This window comes from Chitinophaga arvensicola, from assembly GCF_900110835.1.
GTDB lineage: Bacteria > Bacteroidota > Bacteroidia > Chitinophagales > Chitinophagaceae > Chitinophaga > Chitinophaga arvensicola.
The window spans coordinates 522,874-543,082 of record NZ_FOJG01000001.1 but is presented as its reverse complement, the minus strand read 5'-3'; the positions used below and the strand labels follow the sequence as shown (position 1 = coordinate 543,082).

The 20,209-nt window shown below is 45.8% G+C and carries 18 protein-coding genes; 9 read left to right on the top strand and 9 right to left on the bottom strand.

Annotated elements, in window-relative coordinates; all coding sequences use genetic code 11:
• Positions 1-6: 6 nt before the first annotated feature.
• From BMW79_RS02325 to BMW79_RS02315, 4 genes are all read left to right on the top strand, one after another.
• On the top strand, positions 7-954 hold the full coding sequence (locus BMW79_RS02325; protein ID WP_089890023.1) for an outer membrane beta-barrel protein: 948 nt from the start codon (positions 7-9) through the stop codon (positions 952-954).
• A gap of 28 nt (positions 955-982) precedes the next feature.
• On the top strand, positions 983-1,321 hold the full coding sequence (locus BMW79_RS33675) for a hypothetical protein (protein WP_143059048.1): 339 nt from the start codon (positions 983-985) through the stop codon (positions 1,319-1,321).
• 158 nt (positions 1,322-1,479) lie between these two features.
• Positions 1,480-4,419, top strand: a complete 2,940-nt coding sequence (locus BMW79_RS02320) for a M16 family metallopeptidase (protein WP_089890020.1) — start codon at positions 1,480-1,482, stop codon at positions 4,417-4,419.
• 129 nt (positions 4,420-4,548) lie between these two features.
• Entirely contained in the window at positions 4,549-5,115 is a 567-nt protein-coding gene (locus BMW79_RS02315; protein WP_089890018.1) for a L,D-transpeptidase family protein, read from the top strand.
• Positions 5,116-5,316: 201 nt separating this feature from the next.
• Here BMW79_RS02315 and BMW79_RS02310 read toward each other — a convergent pair whose 3' ends face one another.
• The 4 genes from BMW79_RS02310 to BMW79_RS02295 all read right to left on the bottom strand — a co-directional run bounded on the left by BMW79_RS02310 (position 5,317) and on the right by BMW79_RS02295 (position 10,086).
• Entirely contained in the window at positions 5,317-6,261 is a 945-nt protein-coding gene (locus BMW79_RS02310; RefSeq protein WP_177192017.1) for an alpha/beta hydrolase, read from the bottom strand.
• A gap of 79 nt (positions 6,262-6,340) precedes the next feature.
• Positions 6,341-8,254, bottom strand: a complete 1,914-nt coding sequence (gene acs / locus BMW79_RS02305; protein WP_089890012.1) for an acetate--CoA ligase — start codon at positions 8,252-8,254, stop codon at positions 6,341-6,343.
• A 112-nt stretch (positions 8,255-8,366) separates the two neighbouring features.
• Positions 8,367-9,506 carry a tetratricopeptide repeat protein gene (locus tag BMW79_RS02300; RefSeq protein ID WP_089890009.1) on the bottom strand — a complete coding sequence of 380 codons (1,140 nt, stop codon included), beginning with the start codon at positions 9,504-9,506 and terminating at the stop codon, positions 8,367-8,369.
• Between the two features lie 304 nt (positions 9,507-9,810).
• The gene (locus tag BMW79_RS02295) at positions 9,811-10,086 is read right to left on the bottom strand and encodes a hypothetical protein (RefSeq protein ID WP_089890006.1); all 276 of its coding nucleotides are present in this window, start codon (positions 10,084-10,086) and stop codon (positions 9,811-9,813) included.
• A 481-nt stretch (positions 10,087-10,567) separates the two neighbouring features.
• Here BMW79_RS02295 and BMW79_RS02290 point away from each other — a divergent pair, with 481 nt between their 5' ends.
• Together BMW79_RS02290 and BMW79_RS02285 are read left to right on the top strand one after the other, a co-directional pair.
• A complete protein-coding gene (locus tag BMW79_RS02290) occupies positions 10,568-11,167 on the top strand; it encodes a helix-turn-helix domain-containing protein (protein WP_089890003.1) in 600 nt (199 codons plus the stop codon).
• A gap of 146 nt (positions 11,168-11,313) precedes the next feature.
• On the top strand, positions 11,314-11,853 hold the full coding sequence (locus BMW79_RS02285) for a helix-turn-helix domain-containing protein (RefSeq protein WP_089890001.1): 540 nt from the start codon (positions 11,314-11,316) through the stop codon (positions 11,851-11,853).
• A gap of 13 nt (positions 11,854-11,866) precedes the next feature.
• On the opposite strand, the gene BMW79_RS02280 is transcribed toward BMW79_RS02285, so the two are convergent.
• Positions 11,867-12,424 (bottom strand): 5' nucleotidase, NT5C type, encoded by a 558-nt coding sequence (locus BMW79_RS02280; RefSeq protein WP_089889998.1) that lies wholly within the window; start codon positions 12,422-12,424, stop codon positions 11,867-11,869.
• Between the two features lie 83 nt (positions 12,425-12,507).
• On the opposite strand from BMW79_RS02280, the gene BMW79_RS02275 reads away from it, so the two are divergent.
• Complete coding sequence (locus tag BMW79_RS02275; RefSeq protein ID WP_089889995.1) at positions 12,508-13,254, top strand: DeoR/GlpR family DNA-binding transcription regulator; 747 nt, start codon at positions 12,508-12,510, stop codon at positions 13,252-13,254.
• 26 nt (positions 13,255-13,280) lie between these two features.
• Positions 13,281-14,438, top strand: coding sequence for an MFS transporter (locus BMW79_RS02270; protein ID WP_089889992.1), 1,158 nt, complete (start codon positions 13,281-13,283; stop codon positions 14,436-14,438).
• A 3-nt stretch (positions 14,439-14,441) separates the two neighbouring features.
• Here the strand turns inward: BMW79_RS02270 and BMW79_RS02265 are convergent, their stop codons facing one another.
• From BMW79_RS02265 to BMW79_RS02250, 4 genes are all read right to left on the bottom strand, one after another.
• Positions 14,442-15,095 carry a hypothetical protein gene (locus BMW79_RS02265; RefSeq protein ID WP_089889989.1) on the bottom strand — a complete coding sequence of 218 codons (654 nt, stop codon included), beginning with the start codon at positions 15,093-15,095 and terminating at the stop codon, positions 14,442-14,444.
• 5 nt (positions 15,096-15,100) lie between these two features.
• Positions 15,101-16,027: a DUF692 domain-containing protein gene (locus BMW79_RS02260; protein WP_089889986.1), complete on the bottom strand. Its 927-nt coding sequence runs from the start codon at positions 16,025-16,027 to the stop codon at positions 15,101-15,103.
• Positions 16,028-16,077: 50 nt separating this feature from the next.
• Complete coding sequence (locus BMW79_RS02255) at positions 16,078-16,317, bottom strand: hypothetical protein (protein ID WP_089889984.1); 240 nt, start codon at positions 16,315-16,317, stop codon at positions 16,078-16,080.
• 224 nt (positions 16,318-16,541) lie between these two features.
• Positions 16,542-17,153, bottom strand: coding sequence for a hypothetical protein (locus tag BMW79_RS02250; RefSeq protein ID WP_089889982.1), 612 nt, complete (start codon positions 17,151-17,153; stop codon positions 16,542-16,544).
• 199 nt (positions 17,154-17,352) lie between these two features.
• Between BMW79_RS02250 and carB the strand changes: the two genes are divergently transcribed.
• Complete coding sequence (gene carB, locus BMW79_RS02245) at positions 17,353-20,169, top strand: carbamoyl-phosphate synthase large subunit (protein WP_089889979.1); 2,817 nt, start codon at positions 17,353-17,355, stop codon at positions 20,167-20,169.
• The last annotated feature ends 40 nt before the right edge of the window (positions 20,170-20,209 follow it).

Here is a 20,209-nt window from a genome sequence, read left to right as displayed (position 1 = left end):
TAGCATATGAAGCATAAATTTTTACTCATTTTGTTACTGGTATTATGTGGCGGGTGGGCTCATGCGCAAAAGGCAGATAAAAATACACCGGCTCCACCGGACACCATACAGATCAAAGGATTGGTCATCATAAAAGGGAAGAACGATAAAGGCCGTACCAGCTACAAGTTCTACAATGATACCTCCTATGCCCGTCAGAAGCTTAAAAGAAACCTGCAGACAAAATGGTTCGTTTTTGACCTTGGCTTTAATAACTATATTGACCGCAGCGACTATAACGGCGCAAGTTTCGTCAACTATTATCCTAATGGATCTTCTTACTATAATGGTGCTGTTGCCTATAATACGGTAGGAAATACCTCATACGATTACTCCGCCAAAGGGTTGGCTACCTTTGCCCCAAGGGATGCCAGTGAGCCACTGACGCCCTCTGAGTTCAGACTGATCACAGGAAAATCAATCAATTTTAATATTTGGCTATTTCAACAACGACTTAATATAACAAAACACAAACTTAACTTGTTATATGCTTTAGGATTAGAGATGAATAACTATAGGTATGCCCGGAATATCACTTATTTACCGGGTTATCCTACACAAATAATCAGAGATTCCGTAGAATTTTCGAAGAACAAGCTTTTTGCCGAATACATATCAGTACCGGTTATGCTTAATTTCAATTCTAACCCCGCCCGCCCGAACCGCGCGTTCCAGGCGAGTCTTGGTGTCTCCGGTGGTTATCTCCTCAAATCCAGAACTAAGCAGGTGAGTGAAGAAAGAGGTAAAGTGAGAAAAACGGACGACTTTAATCTTAATAAGTGGCGTTTTGGACTTACCAGTGAACTAGGCTATGGACCTGTGAAGTTGTATGCAAATTTTGCCCTTACGGCGTTACATGACTACGGGTTACAACAGTATCCATTTTCGATCGGTATCCGGTTAAACGGATTCTGAGATTATTAGCCAGTCCTAAATTGTGTTTATGCGTTCTTTTGTTGCTTTGATGACATGTGTTGGTTGCATTGCATGGATTCATTCCTGTGAGAAACGTTTGTTAGGCGTTAGACTCGAAAAAAACCTTTCCCCTATCGACCAACCACAACAGCTGCCTGTTGCGGTTTTACCAGCAGCTTTACCAGCTAATTATATTTCCCTGGTAAGCTCAACGCCGCATACCATTAATCCTCCTGTTAGCCATAGCAGAACCCGGCCCCGTACAAAGAAGCAGCCTTCCGGCCGCTATCCCGGATCCGATTCCGCATTGTTTAACCAGGCGTTGGTGAAAGGGCAATACACCATCTATAAGAATTCAACTCCCTGATCATATTTCCCGCTGCACTTGTTAAGTTAATGGCCGGTCCGGCAACCGGTTGCAACTCCCGTGCGTCTACCGCTCATACAATTCTCCCGATTTTTCCCTATTTATAATTTCCACTTCCGGTATATTTGACAGACTAATCAAAAAAACCAACTATTTGTATGAGTCTTAAAAGAGTCGTATTAGTATTCCTGTTTGCCTGCTCGCTGCACACAGCGGAAGCCCAGGGTAAATATCAATGGAAGGAGGCTACTTCAGGCGGATATCCCTATAAGTACGTTTCCGATGATCCCATGAAGGCCCGCTTCTACACGTTGAAAAATGGCCTTACTGTAATTCTGAGTGTCAATAAAAAAGATCCCCGCATCCAGACACTCATCGGCACCCGCGCCGGTAGCGATAATGATCCGAAAGACCACACCGGTCTGGCACACTACCTGGAACATCTCCTGTTTAAAGGCACCGAAAAGTATGGTTCCCTCGATTGGGCAAAGGAAAAACCTTTGATAGACCAGATCTCTAACCTGTATGACAAATACAATAAAACAGTAGATCCCGCTGCCCGTAAAGCCGTTTACCACGAAATAGACAGCGTTTCCGGAATAGCCGCCAAATACGCGATTGCCAATGAGTACGACAAAATGATGTCGGGCATGGGCGCGCAAGGTACCAATGCGCATACCTGGGTGGAAGAAACCATCTATGAAGAAGACATTCCTTCCAATGCCATCGATAAGTACCTGACCGTTCAGGCAGAACGCTTCCGTGACCCCGTTTTCCGCCTCTTCCACACAGAACTGGAAGCTGTGTACGAAGAAAAGAACCGCGGACTGGATAACGATGGCCGTAAAGTGTACGAAACGATGCTCGCTGCACTGTTTCCTACCCATAACTATGGTCAGCAATCTACCATCGGTACCGTAGAACACCTCAAAAATCCAAACCTGAAAGTAATCCGCGAGTTTTACAACGAATTCTATGTGCCTAATAACATGGCCATTGTAATGGCAGGTGACTTCGACCCGGATTATGTGATCAAATCTATTGATCAGAAGTTCAGCTACATGAAAGCCAAACCGGTGAAGGAATACAAACCTGCACCTGAAGCACCGATCAAATCACCCGTAGTGAAAGAAGTACTGGGCCCTGATGCAGAAAGCGTTGATATCGCTTTCAGAATGCCAGGTGCGCTCGATACCAAATCGAACCTGGTACTGGGCGTACTGTCTGCTATCCTGCAAAATGGTAAAGCAGGCTTAATGGACCTGAATATCAATAAACAACAAAAAGTACTGAACGCCAGCGTAAGCGTACTGAACCTGAAAGATTACTCAATCTTCTCTCTGAGCGGTAAAGCCAAACAAGGCCAGACCCTGGAAGAAGTGAAAGCAATTTTACTGGGTCAGCTGGAGATCCTGAAAAAAGGAGACTTCGATGAAACACTGGTTAAAGCGATTGTAAATAACTCCAAGCTGAGCGAACTGCAGGGCCTGGAAAGCAATAACAACCGCGCTACCGCGCTGATGGATGGTTTCATCAAGAGCAGGGGTAAAAACTGGTCATACGACGTTGCCTATGTAGATGATATGGGCACTGTTACCAAAAAACAGATCGTTGATTATGCCAATAAATTCCTCAACGACAACTATGCTATTATCTACAAACGTAAAGGAGAAGATAAGAACATAGAGAAAGTAGAAAAACCAGCTATTACACCGGTAGAAGTAAACAGGGAAGCGCAATCTTCTTTCCTGCAACAGATCGCTGCGATGCCTGCTACTCCGGTAAAACCACAGTGGCTGGATTATGAAAAAGACATCCAGAAAACTACCGTCGGCAATACCGATATGATGTATGTACAAAACAAGGACAACGGTCTTTTCCGCCTCTACTACCGTTTTGACATGGGTACCTGGAACGATAAAAAACTCGCACTCGCTGCACAATACCTGCAATACCTGAGCACCGATAAGTATACCTCTGAGCAGATCAGCAAAGAGTTCTACAACATCGCCTGTAATTTCAGCGTAGCTGCTACTTCCGAAAATACAACCGTTACCATCAGTGGTTTACAGGAGAATTTCGATAAGGCAGTTACCTTGTTTGAGCATGTGATTGCCAATTGCAAGCCTAACGAAGAAGCCCTGACAGCGCTGAAAGGCCGTATGCAGAAAGCCCGTTCCGACAGCAAACTGAATAAAGGCGCCATCATGAAAGGCGTGGTAAACTACGCGATGTACGGTGCTAAAAATCCGTTTAACAACCAGTTAAGCGAAGCAGAACTGAATAGTGTTTCAGCTGCAGAGCTCACCAACATCTTACATGAGCTGCCTACCTACAAGCACACCATTATTTACTGGGGTCCTCAGCCACTCGCTACCGCTGCTGCGGATGTGAAAAAGCTGCACACTTTACCAGCAAGCTTTAAAACTGCACCGGACGCCATAAAATTTGTGAAAGATAACCAGGATAAAAACCAGGTGCTGTTTGCAGATTACGACATGGTACAAACAGAAGTAAACTGGTTAAGAAATGCGGGTGAATACGATCCTGCTAAAACCGGTATCGTTACGCTGTTTAACAGTTACTTTGGTGGTGGTATGGGTTCTGTAGTATTCCAGACCATCCGTGAATCCAAAGCACTGGCTTATTCTACCTATGCTTTCTATGCGCCTCCTGATAAAAAGAACGAACGCTATTCCGTGCTGGCTTACGTAGGTAGCCAGGCCGATAAAATGAATGATGCCATTGCAGGTATGAACGAACTGCTGAATGATATTCCACGTGCCGATAAATTGCTGGAAACTGCAAAAGAAGGCATGAAACAGGATATTGAAACAGAACGTATTACCAATGACGGTATTATTTTCAGTTACCTGGCTGCTCAGAAACTGGGCTTAAGTACAGATATCCGCAAACAGGTGTATGAGTCAATTGATAAAATGAATTTCGACGAAGTGAAGAAATTCCATGATCAGAACCTGGCTAAGAAACTATATACTTATTGCATTGTGGCTTCTGAAAAGAAGATCAGCCTGGACGACCTGAAGAAACTGGGAGATGTGAAAAAACTCACCCTGGAACAGATCTTCGGTTACTAATCCGTATAAACGAAAATTAATTTACAGGCAAAGGCACAAAGCATTACGCTTTGTGCCTTTGTTGTTGGTATCCATCTCCCGGACAATAAAAAACGATTACTCCGCGTTATCTGCATATTTATTACTCCTATGAAGAAGTGCTGTCATTACTGGTTGGTAGCGGTCCTGTTGCTGCTGCCACTAAGTGGATTTATCAACGAATCTGATTTGTATAGTGTAAGGTTAAATGCTGCCAACATTGATCCTGAGAAAATTTTCCTGCTGATAGATAAAAGCGATTACCGTTTATACGTGTATGAAGATGTAACGTTGAAAAAAATCTACAAGGTGGTATTTGGTAACCGCGATCAAACCGATAAACAAGTAGAAGGAGACCGGAGAACACCGGAAGGGACCTTCCATATTTTAAGTAAAAGAGTGGATAAAAGCTGGAGCCGGTTTATGTTGCTGGATTATCCCAACGAAACATCCTGGCAGAAATTCCATGACCGTCAATCGCAGGGGGTAGTATCTGCAAACGCCAGTATTGGCGGGGCAATTGGCATTCATGGGGTGGAGTATAACTCCGGTATTCGGGATAATTATGTAGAGGGCCGGATCAACTGGACGCTCGGTTGTATCAGTATGAAAAATACGGATGTCAACGAATTGTATGATGTTATCAAAGTAGGCACGCCGGTAGTAATACGCCGGTAAGATTTTTGCAGATTATTTTCCAGTGATTCCCATTGGCAGTTAGTCCTTGTAATTTAGTGATCGTACGGCATCTAGTGGCGCAGTGATACTGCACCATGACTCAAATATAAAATGGCGGGTCAGATCCTGTGAAGAGCGCGCTCCACTCGTATGGTGCGCGCTTTTTTAATATTGTAGAAAGAATGCATTTATCCGGCTGCTTTAATGCTGCAAAAAAGCAGTGACTTCCTTCATCCAGGCATCAGCATCTTTTCCGCAGAACGATTGGTGACCTGCATTCGGGAAGATATACAGTTTCTTTTGCGCGCTGGCCAGGTGGGAAAACACCTGTTGTGTTTCGGCGGGCGTTACCCGGATATCTTGTTGCCCATAGAAATAAAGTACCGGCATATGTATTTGCCGGGCGTAGTTTTCCGGTTTGAAGCGGTGTGCCGGGAAGCCCTGTTCCACGCCGCCCCAGAAGGCGACCAGCTGTGAAAGCGGCGTTGGCGGCAGGTGAACGGCGCGCATCCTGCTTTTAACGGCATCTGTAAGGGTGGCAAAGGGGCATTGGAGTATCAGCTTTTGCGGGGTGAGCCCATACTCCGGAACGGCTTTTAAAATGGCGGCAGCGCCCATACTCACGCCCCAGAGGATCACGGGTTGGTTTCCCTTCTTTTTTATATAATCCCAGGCGAGTTTCACATCTTCTGCTTCCTTGTATCCTACGCTGCAGGTGAAGCCTTCACTGTTGCCATGTGCGCGGAAATCCAGCAGGAAAGTATTGTAACCCAACTGGCGGAAGCGGCCGGCTTCCGGGAAAAGCGAACCTTTATTGCCATTGTAGCCATGAAACAGGATCACTGTGCCTACGGCCGAAGGCGCGGGTATCCACCATCCTTCCAGTTTCAGACCCGCGGCTGTGCGGAGGGATACTGTTTCGTAAGGCACCGTGGGATGGTTCCTGATCACAGATTTGGCAATACGGACGCCAAAGAAGATGATCTTCATTTTTTCGCCGGTACTCATTTGTTCGGGAAGTTTATTTCTCCGGCCACCTTCGTCGTAAAAATGGGTGAACTTCCAGGCGTGAAAAGCAATCACGATATTGAGTACAACAAACAATGATAAGACCACCCAGGCCAGTCTTTTGAAGAAGCGCTTCATAAGTAATGATTCGTGTATGAAGAAGGGATGCAGGGTTTGATTCCTGCATCCCTCCATTCAAAAAATCCGGAATAATGTATTACAGTTTTCCTTTTTTGATTTCATCTACCACTCCCGGATCGAGCAGGGTCGAGATATCGCCTAGATTGTCCATATCGTTTTCGGCAATCTTGCGCAGGATACGGCGCATGATTTTACCGGAACGGGTTTTAGGCAAACCGCTTACAATCTGGATCTTATCGGGTTTGGCGATAGGACCGATAATACGGGCCACTGTCTGAGCAATATCTTTCTTGGTGAGTTCAGGGTCATGTGTGAGTCTTTCAGTGATCACATACGCATAAATACCCTGTCCTTTAATATCGTGAGGATACCCAACTACGGCGCTTTCTACTACACCTGCGTGCATGTTGATAGCGTTTTCCACTTCGGCGGTACCGATACGGTGACCGCTTACGTTGAGTACGTCATCTACGCGGCCGGTGATTTTGTAGTAGCCGTCTTCATCTCTTAAACAGCCGTCGCCGGTGAAGTAGAGATTTTCGTAGGTAGAGAAATAAGTTTTGCGGAAACGTTCATGATCGCCGTAGGTGCTGCGGAGCATACCAGGCCATGGGAACTTGATACAGAGGTTACCGCTTACACCGTTGCCTTTGAGTTCTTTCCCGTTTTCATCTACCAGGATAGGTTGTACACCCGGCAGTGGCAGGGTGGCGTATCCTGGTTTTTCCGGGGTGATACCGGCAATGGGTGTGATCATGATACCACCGGTTTCGGTTTGCCACCAGGTATCTACGATGGGGCATTTGCCTTTACCGATATTATCTTTAAACCAGTGCCATGCTTCTTCGTTGATCGGTTCGCCTACGCTACCGAGCTTTTTCAGGGAGCTGAGGTCTTTGTGATTCACAGGACCCAGGCCATAGCTCATGAGGCTGCGGATGGCGGTAGGAGCCGTGTACAAAGTATTTACACGGAATTTATCGACGATTTCCCAGAGGCGGCCGGCATCCGGATAGGTAGGCACCCCTTCAAACATGAGGGTGGTGGCGCCTGCGCTGAGCGGACCGTATGCGATATAGCTATGACCGGTGATCCAGCCGATATCGGCAGTACAGAAGTATACTTCGCCGGGCTGGTACTGGAAGGTATTAACGAAGGTGTAGTTGGCATAAACCATATATCCGGCGCAGGTGTGCACCACGCCTTTGGGTTTGCCGGTGGAGCCGGAAGTATAGAGGATGAACAGGAGATCTTCCGCATCCATTTCTTCTGCCGGGCAGGGCGGGTTGCCCATGGTTTCCACTTGTTTTATTTCATCTTCCCACCACAGGTCTCTGCCTTTCAGCATGCTTACCGGTGTGCGGGTGCGGGTACATACAATTACTTTTTTCACAGATGGGCAAGCCATCAGCGCATCGTCCATAACAGATTTCAGCGGGATATCCTTTGCACCACGGTAGGCGCCGTCGCAGGTGATCACGAGACTGCACTGTGCATCCTGGATCCTGTCGGCAATGGATTGGGCGCTGAACCCACCGAATACCACGGAGTGCACCGCACCGATGCGGGCGCAGGCCAGGATGGAGATGGCCAGTTCCGGGATCATTCCCATGTAGATGCAGACGCGGTCGCCTTTTTTAACACCATTGTTTTTCAGCACATTCGCAAACTGGCAAACCTTGTTGTATAAGTCGCGGTAAGTAATAATGCGGTGATGTTCTTCGGGATCATTTGGCTCCCAGATGATGGCGGGAGTGTTGCCCAATGTGCCCAGGTGACGATCCAGGCAGTTTTCAGTGATGTTCAGTTTGGCGCCGGTGAACCATTTGATTTCCGGATCCTTGAAATTCCAGTCCAATACCTTGTCCCATTTGCGACGCCAGTAAAAATGGTCTGCTACATTTGCCCAGAAACCTTCCGGGTCAATTACACTTTGTTGATAAGCCTGCTGATAATCTTCGATACTCTTGATCTGGTATGGGTACGACATAGCACCGTAATTGTTTATTGGTTAAGTACAAGCATTTTCCTAACGGGCTTTAAATTTAAGAAAAACCAGATGGTTTGGTAGAAATAATCTAAAAAATCATATTAAAAGCAGATTATTTTTCAACATATGACCGGAGGTATTTGTAAACTGTTGCTTCCTGGGGATTGGCAGGGTTACCCTGTTGCAGGTAGCGTTTATAGTAGCGGGTAGCCATTGGCTTGTTGCGCAGGTGAACTTCATAGATGCGGCCAATGCTGTACTGGCGCAAGGGTTGATGAAAAAGATAGTAGGCAGTATCCAGGTTGGCCACGGCGGCTTTGTACTCCCGAAGCCCTTCGTAATTGGCAGATTTGCCGCTGTAATAACTATCCAGGCTTTTGGAGGTAGCCATATCGATGCAGGTTTGCAGCAGTTCGTTGCTGGCGGTATAATTTTTTAGTTCCGTGTAGGCGAGGGCAGCGTAGTACATAATGGTTTCAGATTGTCCTTTGTTGGCCACCAGGTATTCGTAAATGCCTATACACTGGGGATACTGTTTGAGGGTGTACCAGGCGGCGGCCACGATGGCGAAAGTATTGGGAGATACGATGTTCATGCGCATCAGTTGGTTGCCCAGATCGGTGCAGCGGGTATATTTTTTCAGGAACCAGGCAGATCTCACTGCGGTCATGATGACTGCCGGTTGCGTGGAGTCTGTGCGCAGGAAGTTACGCAGGATACTGTCTGCCAGTAGATACTGCTGTTTTTCGATCAATTCCTCCCCCAGGCGGGCGGTCACTTTAGGATCGTTGGGATTGAGGGTGTAGGCCTGTTGAAGATATACAAAGGCGGTATCCGGTTGTTGTGCGGCGAAGCAGGCAAAGCTGAGTTGCTTCCAGGCAGTGGCGTTGGCGGGTTGAAGCCGGATGATCTGGCGGTAATGAAAGATAGCAGGAAGTGGGCTTTCCATTTGCATGCTGATGCTGGCGAGGTATTGATGGGCAGTAATATTATTGCTGTCCAGTGTAAGCACTTTTTCATATTGGGTGATAGCATCTTTTGTTTTACCGGCCTGGTAAAAGGTATAGGCCAGCAGGGCCTGTTGCCCGATATTATTTTCCTGTACCCTGGGCTGCAGGTAATTAATAGCGGTTTCAAACTGTTGGTTTTGCAGGTATTCCATCAGCAGGGAGCGGTCTATGGGTTCCTGAGCGTTTGCGGCGGCGGTAAAAAGAAGTAGCAGACTGATGAACCATGCGCGGATATAAATCATAAGAAGGCGTTTTATAATTTTAAAACTAAGTATTTAGTTTTAAATAGAAAAACTTAGTTGATGGTGTTTTGGGGAGATGGTATAATGTGGGAGTGAGCGTGCTAAGTAAGGTTGCCAGGATTATAAAAGACTGTAATGTCCGGCTTGGTTGATCACAAACAGGTATTTGTGTTGCTCTAGGCTACCATTTACAATACAGTAAAGCCTTGCACCCAGGGCAGGGGAACAAGGCCTTACAAAAGAAATGAATAATGAATTTTCCGGAAGATGTTTTGACAAAACGGTGGATGAAAAAAAGGAGCGATCATTTAGAGGTTTTACGGTATTTCTCCAGGTCTTCTTCACCAATAGCAAATACTTCCACCATTATTTCAATAATCCTTTGTTTTTCCGCATTACTCAGTGCAGGAATGATTTTTCCTTTCTCATTTGGATTGGGCTTATCTCTTCCGCGCATCTTGCGATAGAATGTAGGGGTACTCCAGTTACATTCTTCGCATACTTTTTCCCTGAACGTTATGGGAAGACTCGAAAGTTTGGTGTGGATGTCGAGCAACACGTTTATTGTTTCTTTGGTCATAGCGGGTATTATTTTTCAGAATTTTGGATATGGTTAACAAAAAGATTCTCGTTATAATAAAACATGATGTAACGTTACTTTAAGGTGTAAGCAAATATATTTATAATCGCGCAATTTATAATGATAAAACATGACTTTCTTTAAAAAAAATGCATGCAGCTATAACTGCCTGTGGAAGCTGTTTTGGAAGGTTTTGTATGCTTTTGTTTATCATTATTTGCTGTGTATGATTTACACAATAAATCCGCTCTGTATCATTATGATTTTCGCCCTCTCAAATAGATAATTCTTTCTTGGTATTTTTTTGCGTATAACCTTTGCAGTTAGTGCAGTGATATCGGATGCAGTGCTGTTTACAGGCGTATATTTTTTTCGTTAAATTGATATTTTTATTTACAAAATGAAATATTAATTGTTAAATTATACGATAATACGACAGGCATGATCCTGTATGTAGCATCATCATTTAAATTGAAACGGGATGCAGTCGAGCCTGATACACATGGGACACCGGTTGAAACAGATCTTGAAACAGAAGAAGATAAAGATTGTTGATTTCGCTGCCATGGCTGGTTTTACCAACCAGATAGCGCACTACCATTTGCGGAAGAATGATATGAAACGGGCTACCATGGAGCGTTTTTGTACGCTCATCGGTATTACTCCGGAAGAATTTATGCGGTGGAATGGGGCCATGCAACTGAGCAATGGAAAAAGTATACACCATGGCGAACGCCTGCAACACGTCATTGCTGAAAAAGGACTGAATAAAAGTAAGCTGGCCGGTCGCCTCGATATGAGCCGCCGTACCATGTACAATCTTTTTGAAAAGGAAAGCTTTTCACCAGACGAACTGGATCGGGTATCCAAAGGGCTGGACATGACTTCGGATGCCTTCCTGAACCCCGGCGCAGCACAGGAAGCCAGGAACACCGACAGTGAAGAAATGATGTTGTTAAGAGAGAAATATTATAAGCAACTGGAAGAATATACACAGCTGCTGAAAAGCCATGCTGCGATGAAAGATGAATTACTCCAGATTAAAAAGGAACTGGCAGCGGTCCGCAAACAGAAAGATTAAAAATAAGTACTCTTTATTATAATGATATTTGTTGATAGTATTTCTTCAAGATCCCTTAAAATATAATACCCCGGCGGTTATTTTGAGAACATAAAAGTGTTATATTTGTATACACCCCATTATTCACCAAAACAGAGATACTATTCATGTCAGTTCCGTATTATGTGCATGCCGGCTCCAGGTTACGGCGTATATTAAGACAACAGGAAATAGTCATTCTTCGTTACGCAAAAAAAGCCGGTTTAACACCACAAGGTTTGTATCGGTATTTTTCCCAGGCAACTATTAAAAGAGAAAAGCTGGAGGTATTACTGGAAGCCGTTCCCGTTACCCTGGAAGATTTTTATCATTGGGATTCACTGGATGCCAATACCTGGCACCAGGGTGAACTGCTGCTGTTGTATCTCGCGAAGCAAAAAATTAAAACGAAGCAACTCGCCGCGCAGCTGCAATTATCAGAAGGTGAACTGCAGGATTGGCTGGACTGCACACAATTCAGCCAGGTGCAATTGCGTAAGCTCGAAGAGCTGTTGGGAATTGTCCCCGAATATTTTACGGATCCCCATTCCTTACGACAGGATGTGAACTGGGTAGAGGCTTACCTGGATAAGTGCATGGAAATACAACAGTACGTCCGTAAAGTAAATACCCTCGAAAAAAAGATCAGTACCCTGGAAACCAGGTAAGCCCGGCCGGTTGTTATGCAACAGTTTGCAGGGATGCTCCGCTTTCTACAGCGTTCAATTCAAAGTATGCAGCTACTTCTTCCCAGCTATTGACCCGGGTATAGTCCTGCAGTGGTAAATTATGTGGCGCAGTAAACAGTAATGGTGTGCCTTTAAAGGTGCTTAGGTTTTTATCGTGGTCGTCGATCATGTAATCCGCTTCCACAATGGTTTTGGAGCCGCAGAATACAATGTTTTTCCAACTGATGAAAGGAAAATGTTCTTCCAGCCAGGCGTGTTTTTCCGCCAGTGACAAAGGGAACTCCATCGCCGCTGATACCACAAATACTTCATGCTGCGCCGCCAGCGCTTTCACTACTTCCTGACTACCTGCCATTACAGGAATACCCCTGAAAAAGCCAGGTGCACTGAGGATCTTCATCGCTACACCTTCCGGAAAAGCACTACCCTCCGGGATATTATTCAGGCGCACCGGATCTATTACCTCTCCGTATTCCCTTGCATATACATCCAGCAGGTGCTGTGTGAGGTCTGCCATTACATTGTCCATGTCGATTGCAATTTTTGCCATATTTTGCTGTTTTGTGCAAAGTTATGCGATAATTCGCAGATTATTGCATAATCTTTCATAATATTGCATAAAATGGCATGAGCATGTTGAAAGAGGAACGCCTGGATTATATCCTGAAAAAGCTTCAGACCGATCATAAAGTATTGCAGGCAGAGCTGAGCAGTGACTTGCAGGTATCAGAAGATACCGTTCGCCGGGACCTCGAATCCCTGGCGCAGAACGGACAACTGATCAAAGTCAGGGGAGGGGCCATTCCCCATTCCCCGAATCCCTATTCTTTTAAGGAACGCATCGTATATCATGAAGATGATAAAAAGCGCATTGCTCATAAAGCGTTGTCCTATCTGCACAATGGACAAACCATCATCCTGGATGGGGGAACTTCTACCTTAACACTGGCAAAATTATTTCCACCCAATCTGCATATCACGGTAATTACCAACAGTGTACCCATTGTAGCACAACTGATAGAACATCCCGTGATTGAGGTGATCTTTACGGGTGGCCTGATTGGTAAGGATTCCCAAACAGCCGGAGGAATGGATACCATCCGTATGCTGGAAAAAATGCATGCTGATATCTGTTTTCTTGGTATTTGCAGTCTGCATCCCGATGCCGGCGTAACCGGCCTTGATCTTGGAGAGGCAGATGTGAAAAGCGTGATGGTGGAATCGGCTAATAAAACCATTGCCCTCGCTACCAGTGACAAAATGGGCACTGCGGAGCCGTTCAAAGTATGCGATATCACCGGACTGGATACCATCATTACAGATGATCCGGACCTGCCTTCTTTGAAACCATATATTAACCTGGGAATACAGGTAATCTGATCAAACTTAACTTTTATCTGACCGAGATGTTACAGGATTTATCGATGGTAGTGATTAATAAAAGAGCCACCCGTATTGCGGTGAGCGCCTTATTTTTTTTAACGGGACTCTGCTTTTCCAGCTGGGCTTCCCGTATTCCGGATATACAACAAGCGCTGAAATTAAATGATGCTGGGCTGGGAAGCGTGTTGCTGGCGTTACCGGTGGGGTCCATTATTTCCCTGCCTATTGCAGGAATACTGGTGTCCCGGTTTGGCAGCCGGCAGGTGTTATTGCTGGCGGCCGTAGCCTATGCGGCAGTGCTGCCGGTGCTGGGCCTGGCGCATACTTCCTGGGAACTGAGCATCTGCCTCGTGTTCTTTGGCTTTTGCGGTAACCTTGCCAACATTGCCGTGAATACGCAGGCGGTGGGTGTGGAAGCCATGTATGGCCGGTCTATCATGGCCTCCTTTCATGGGTTATGGAGTGTGGCAGGTTTTACCGGGGCCGCTTTTGGTACCTGGATGACAGGATTACAACTGGCGCCGGTATATCATTTTTTAATTGTTACTGCTGTGGCGTGGTTGCTGATCATACTTACCATGAACCGCCTGGTAGCGCAGGTGCCCAACGAAAACCATGCGCCATCGTTATTTGGGAAGCCGGATAAGTTTTTATTTACGCTGGGAATTATTGCCATGTGTTCCATGATCTGTGAAGGAACGATGTTTGACTGGAGCGGAGTGTATTTCAGAAGAGTGATAGCGGTGAGAGAAGGCTTGTCTGGCGCTGGTTATGCTGCGTTTATGAGTACCATGGCCTCCGGCCGTTTTATAGCCGATTATCTTACCACCCATTTAGGTGTTAAAAAGATGTTGCTGATCAGTGGCGGCCTTACCGCGAGCGGCTTACTGGTGGCCGTTATCTTCCCTTATTTCGTTCCGGCCATGCTGGGCTTTATGTTGGTGGGTGCAGGCGTATCTGCCGTGGTACCGCTGGTGTACAGCGCTGCTGGCAAGTCTACCGTATTATCGCCGGGAATGGCGCTGGCTACGGTATCCACCATTGGTTATTTCGGCTTCCTCTTTGGTCCGCCGCTGATCGGATTTGTGGCGCAGGCTACCAGTCTTGGTGTGGCTTTCACCATGATTGCCGTAATGGGCGCAGCTATTGCCGTGATGTCTTCCAGGATAAAAAAATTATAAATACTATACAGCCGCTGCTCCGTTTTTACGGAGCAGTGTGCTGAAAGATAATTCTTCTTCCCGCTGGTCCAGCATCAGCCAGTATTCACCGGTAGGTAAGTCTCTATCCGGCAATTGCATACCTGCCAGTGCGGTGAGTAGCGCCTCCGGCGGATGATCAAACCGTACCAGTCTTACCAGTGGATGCAAACCATCTTCCGGTGTCTCTTCTTCCAGCAATAATGCCCGTGGCAGAAATTTCAGTTCATTCATGGCTAGCTCCATAGTTGTTATCTCCCGCAGGTAAGGATTTTCAATATCTCCCACCATTAATTTGCCGAGAATAAATTCCCCGAAGATGGTGATCTCCCGCTTAAACTGCAGGTCAGAGCGGTTATCTATGGCCCAGAATGCTTCTACCAGCGGGATCAGTTGTGGCCCCAGTAAGAAGCAGGTATACGGGAGCATGGTATAAATGGGTGTGATCCTGTTTACCCGGTACAAAGTACAACTGACGGACATCCCTTTCTGGCGCACTACTGCCTGTAATCTCACCCGCTCGCGGGAAGTAAGATCATAACGGGATAAGATGGCTGCCGGATCATGCCGCAGCTGCAAACATAATTGCGGGGAAGCAATCAGGTCTGTCAATGCTTTCTGAAAAGATAAGAGTGACATGGTGTTCAGGTATGATAACGGTTCCAGGAAGTCTTTGCCCTGTGGAGTTCCTGGTTAATACCATCGAACTGCAGCAGGTGGAAGTAGGATTCGTGAAACTCAAAGGTGATACCACATAAATTGGGGACTAACGGTAACGTATAATCGAGCAGTTCCCATACTTCGGGCGGACAAGGACCTGCATGTGAATCGGTATACATGCCGGCCATTTCATTGCCGCCGGCAATATGTATTTCAATGACTTTATCCAGGTCCAGTTGCCGGATGAAATCCCGGGCATCGAAGTGATGATTGACCGCGTTCGTATATACGTTGTGGATATCGAGCAGTAACCCGCAGGAAGTATCATGTGATAATTCATTGAGAAAAGCCGTTTCACTTAATTCCTGTTCGGGCAGATCGATGAAGTACACGTTGTTTTCCACGAGGAAAGGCGTGCTGATAGAACGTTTGATGGCATTGATCCGGCCGCCTATCATGTCCAGTACTTCGTAGTCGTAGGGAACGGGAACGGCTAATCCGGCGTTGTGTTCCTCCTGTTGTTCGTTATGTACTTTTACGAAAGAGAGGTGATCGCTATGCCATTTAAACTGGTAGCGGTTGTGCCATTCTTTCATTTTATGGAGATAGGATTTATCGAAGATACCGGCGCTGCCGAGGGAGTAGGAAATATTGTGTGAGGTGAGCGGGTATTGCGTGGCTATTTTGTCGAGTACTTTCATCCAGGATTCAATTTCCTCAAACCGCTTGGGGGCTTGGCGGCCCTGGTCTGTCCAGAACATATCCGGAATGATTTCCACGTAATCACAAATGCCGGGGCAGGCGTCCAGGTATAGTTCCAGGGAGGGATTATAGAGCAGACCCACGCCCAGCTGCTGTATCGTTTGCTGATAAAGATGACCTTGCCGGGGAGTAGTTGATACTTGTGACATGTGATAAAGTTTTATAACCGTCCCGGCATCACCGGGACGGTAGGAGTGCTTTAACGATGTGCTGCAACATCTTTGATAACAGCCATTTTATCCAGGTCTACCTTGATCACTTCTTCCAGTTTTTCCCGGATATTGAAGTGTACGCCGGATAAGCAGGCTTGGCAACCGCGGGGGTTGATTTGTTTGATCACCATAGATTGAAGTTTGGTGATGTCTTCCAGTTTGGTGCCTTTGGGAACGGCAAGATCCACGTGACCATTGTCGCCGTAATGAATTTCAGCTGTACGCATGACGTTTGAATTTTGGGGGTGTTTAATTGAGATAATAAACAGATTGGAATTACTCCCTGCATGCAGGGCTGTAGCATTTAGTGCCAGTCGTTTTGGGGTTGTTGCGCAGGTGTATTTAGCTGCGGAAAGTAAAGTTAGGGGAATAAGGTGAGATCATGATAAGTATTTATACGGAAAATGGTGTGGCGTTTTGTACGTTATATAAATGAGGCTTCCGGTTCAGTTCAGGCGAGTTGTTTTGTTAGTTTATATATGGCGGCAAGCAGTTCTTCAATTTCTTTTTCCTGTAATATGAGTTTATTAAGTTGGAGTCTCAGGTAAAATTTAGTGGTAACAGCATCCTGCCAATCTGTATCGAGAGCGAGGGAACCACCCAGAGAAGGATGGAGAAGAAAACGAAGATGGGGTATAAGGTCAGATATGATGCTCCTGGGTTTTGCGATGGTAATGAAAGCCGTATCAAAATCTTCATGTCCTGTTTTGACGAAGTTGGGATGAAGTTTACTCAATAAGCTAATTACTTTTCCATTGTGAAATATTTTCAATTTGTTCTGTTGCGACGGAAGTTCCAGTAATAGGGTGGTTTGTGCATTATAATAGAAAATTTCTGTTTGTTTGGCATTGTTACTTGTTGTCCAGATGTCCTGCAGGTTTAAACTGTAATCATTTTCCGTGTTTTTCCATGAGAATGCAAGGCTGCCGGTTATTCCCTGATAGTTGAGATCAAAGCTGAGTCTGTAATTGGGCTGTGATATCGTTCCCTCAATGTATAGTGCATTAGAGCCATATTTATGAAGAATAGCCTTCCAGGACAACGGGAGTTGCTCTTGTTTCATGCGAAGTAAGATATAGATGAATGAAGCATTTTTTTTATATAAAACTATATGTATTTAATCATCCGCAGAAAAAAAATTAGGGTTTAAGAAAAATTAATTCCGTTTATAATTTGCAAATCCCGTAACTTTGCACGATTTTTTTGTTCCCTCATACGGCAGGAAAATCAATTTGGTTTTTCATTTTCAATAGATTACACAAATGCCAAAAGACTCATCTATCAAATCTGTACTCATTATCGGTTCTGGACCCATTATTATTGGTCAGGCTTGCGAATTTGACTATTCCGGTTCCCAGGCAGCACGTTCGCTGCGGGAAGAAGGGATTAAAGTGATTTTGATTAATTCCAACCCGGCTACCATCATGACGGATCCTATGATGGCCGATAAGGTTTATTTGCTGCCACTGACCGTGGAGAGCATTGAGCAGATTCTGGAAGAAAACCAGATAGATGCCGTATTACCCACTATGGGCGGCCAAACTGCGCTGAACCTTTGTAAGGAAGTAGACGAACTGGGAATTTGGGAAAAGAACAATGTTCGCCTGATTGGAGTAGACATCAAAGCCATTGACAAAGCGGAAGACCGTGAACAGTTCCGTCAGTGGATGATCCAACTGGGTATCCCGGTAGCTCCTGCCAGAACAGCCAACTCCTACCTGGAAGGGAAAGAGTTTGCACAGGAAATAGGATTTCCGCTGGTAATCCGTCCGTCTTTCACCCTGGGTGGTACCGGTGGTGGTTTCGTACACAGCAAAGACGACCTGGACGAAGCACTGGACCGTGGTTTGAAAGCTTCTCCGATCCACGAAGTACTGGTTGAAAAAGCCGTACTCGGATGGAAAGAATACGAACTGGAACTTCTGCGTGATAAAAATGATAACGTAGTTATCATCTGTACCGTAGAAAACCTGGATCCGATGGGTATCCATACCGGAGATTCCATCACCGTAGCTCCTGCCATGACCCTGAGCGATACTGCTTTCCAGGACATGCGTAACAAAGCGATGATGATGATGCGCGACCTCGGCAACTTTGCCGGTGGTTGTAACGTACAGTTCTCCCTCAACCCGGAAAATGAAGAGCTGATCGCGATTGAAATCAATCCGCGCGTAAGCCGCTCTTCTGCACTGGCTTCCAAAGCAACCGGTTATCCTATCGCAAAAATTGCTGCGAAACTGGCCATCGGTTATACACTGGATGAACTGGAAAACCAGATCACCAGAACCACTTCCGCTTTCTTCGAACCGGCACTGGATTACGTGATCGTAAAAATGCCACGCTGGAACTTTGATAAATTCAAAGGAGCAGATGATACCCTGGGACTGCAGATGAAATCAGTAGGAGAGGTAATGTCTATTGGACGTACTTTCCCTGAAGCGCTGCAGAAAGCCTGTCAGAGTCTCGAAAACGATGCATTGGGATTAGGTTACTACGGTAAATCACTGATGAAGAGTGAGCAACTCATCGAAAAATTAAAGCGTCCTACCTGGGACCGTATCTTCCGCATCAAAGATGCTTTGATGGCGGGAGTATCCGTAAAACATATCCATCAGCTGACTTACATTGACCGTTGGTTCCTGAATCAGATCCAGGATATCGTGACTATGGAGAAACAATTGCTGGAACTCGACCTGGAAACAGTAACCGAAGATATGCTGAGAGATGCCAAGAAGATGGGCTTCTCCGATGCACAGCTGGCGATCCTGTTTGGAAACTGTGATGAAGATGAAGTATATGCCAGACGTAAAGAACTCGGCATCCGCCGTACTTTCAAAATGGTAGATACCTGCAGCGCGGAGTTTGAGGCAAAAACACCATACTTCTATTCTACATTCGATACCGAAAACGAAAGTATTCCTACCGATAAGAAGAAGATTATCGTACTCGGTTCCGGTCCGAACAGGATTGGTCAGGGTATTGAGTTCGATTACTGCTGTACTCACGGCTTACAGGCAATCCAGGATTGCGGATATGAAGCGATCATGGTGAACTGTAACCCTGAAACGGTATCTACCGACTTCGATATGGCAGATAAGCTTTACTTCGAGCCGGTGTTCTGGGAAAATCTCTGGGAAATCATTGAACTGGAAAAACCAGAAGGCGTGATTGTTCAGCTGGGTGGTCAGACTGCCCTGAAACTGGCTAAGCGCCTGGAAGCAAATGGTGTGAAAATCATCGGTACTTCCTTCGATAACATGGATATCGCAGAAGATCGCGGTCGTTTCTCCGACATGCTGAAAGAACTGGGTATTCCTTATCCTAAGTATGGTACTGCCTGGAATACAGACGACGCGATAGAAGTAGCGAAAGAAGTGGGTTACCCGGTACTGGTGCGTCCTTCCTATGTATTGGGCGGACAGCGTATGCGTATCGTGATCAATGAGGAAGAACTGGAAGAATCAGTACTGAGCCTGCTCAGACATCTGCCAGGTAACAAGATATTGATTGACCACTTCCTGGATCGTTGCCAGGAGGCCGAGATAGATGGTATTTTTGATGGTACCGATTTCCATGTAATGGGTGTGATGGAACATATTGAACCAGCGGGTATCCACAGTGGCGACAGCCATGCGTTGCTGCCGGCTTTCAACCTGTCGCCGATCGAAGTAACCACCATGGAATACTATGCGGAGAAGATTGCACGGGCACTGAATATCAAAGGGCTGATCAACATCCAGTTTGCCATTAAAGACGGTAATGTGTTTGTGATTGAAGCCAATCCACGTGCATCCCGTACTACTCCTTTCATCGCGAAAGCTTACCAGGTACCTTACCTGAACATTGCTACCAAAGTAATGATTGGCGCCAATAAGCTGAAAGATTTCACTATTGAAAAGAAACTGACTGGTTTTGCAATCAAGGAGCCGGTGTTCTCTTTCAATAAGTTCCCGGGTGTGAATAAAGAACTCGGACCTGAAATGAAATCTACCGGTGAAGCCATCCGCTTTATCAAAGATCTGCGTGATCCTTACTTCAGACAACTGTTCAAAGAAAAGAGCATGTATCTGAGCAAATAATTTCCTTCGGGAAATAATATAAAGAGAAGCCCTTCCAGTA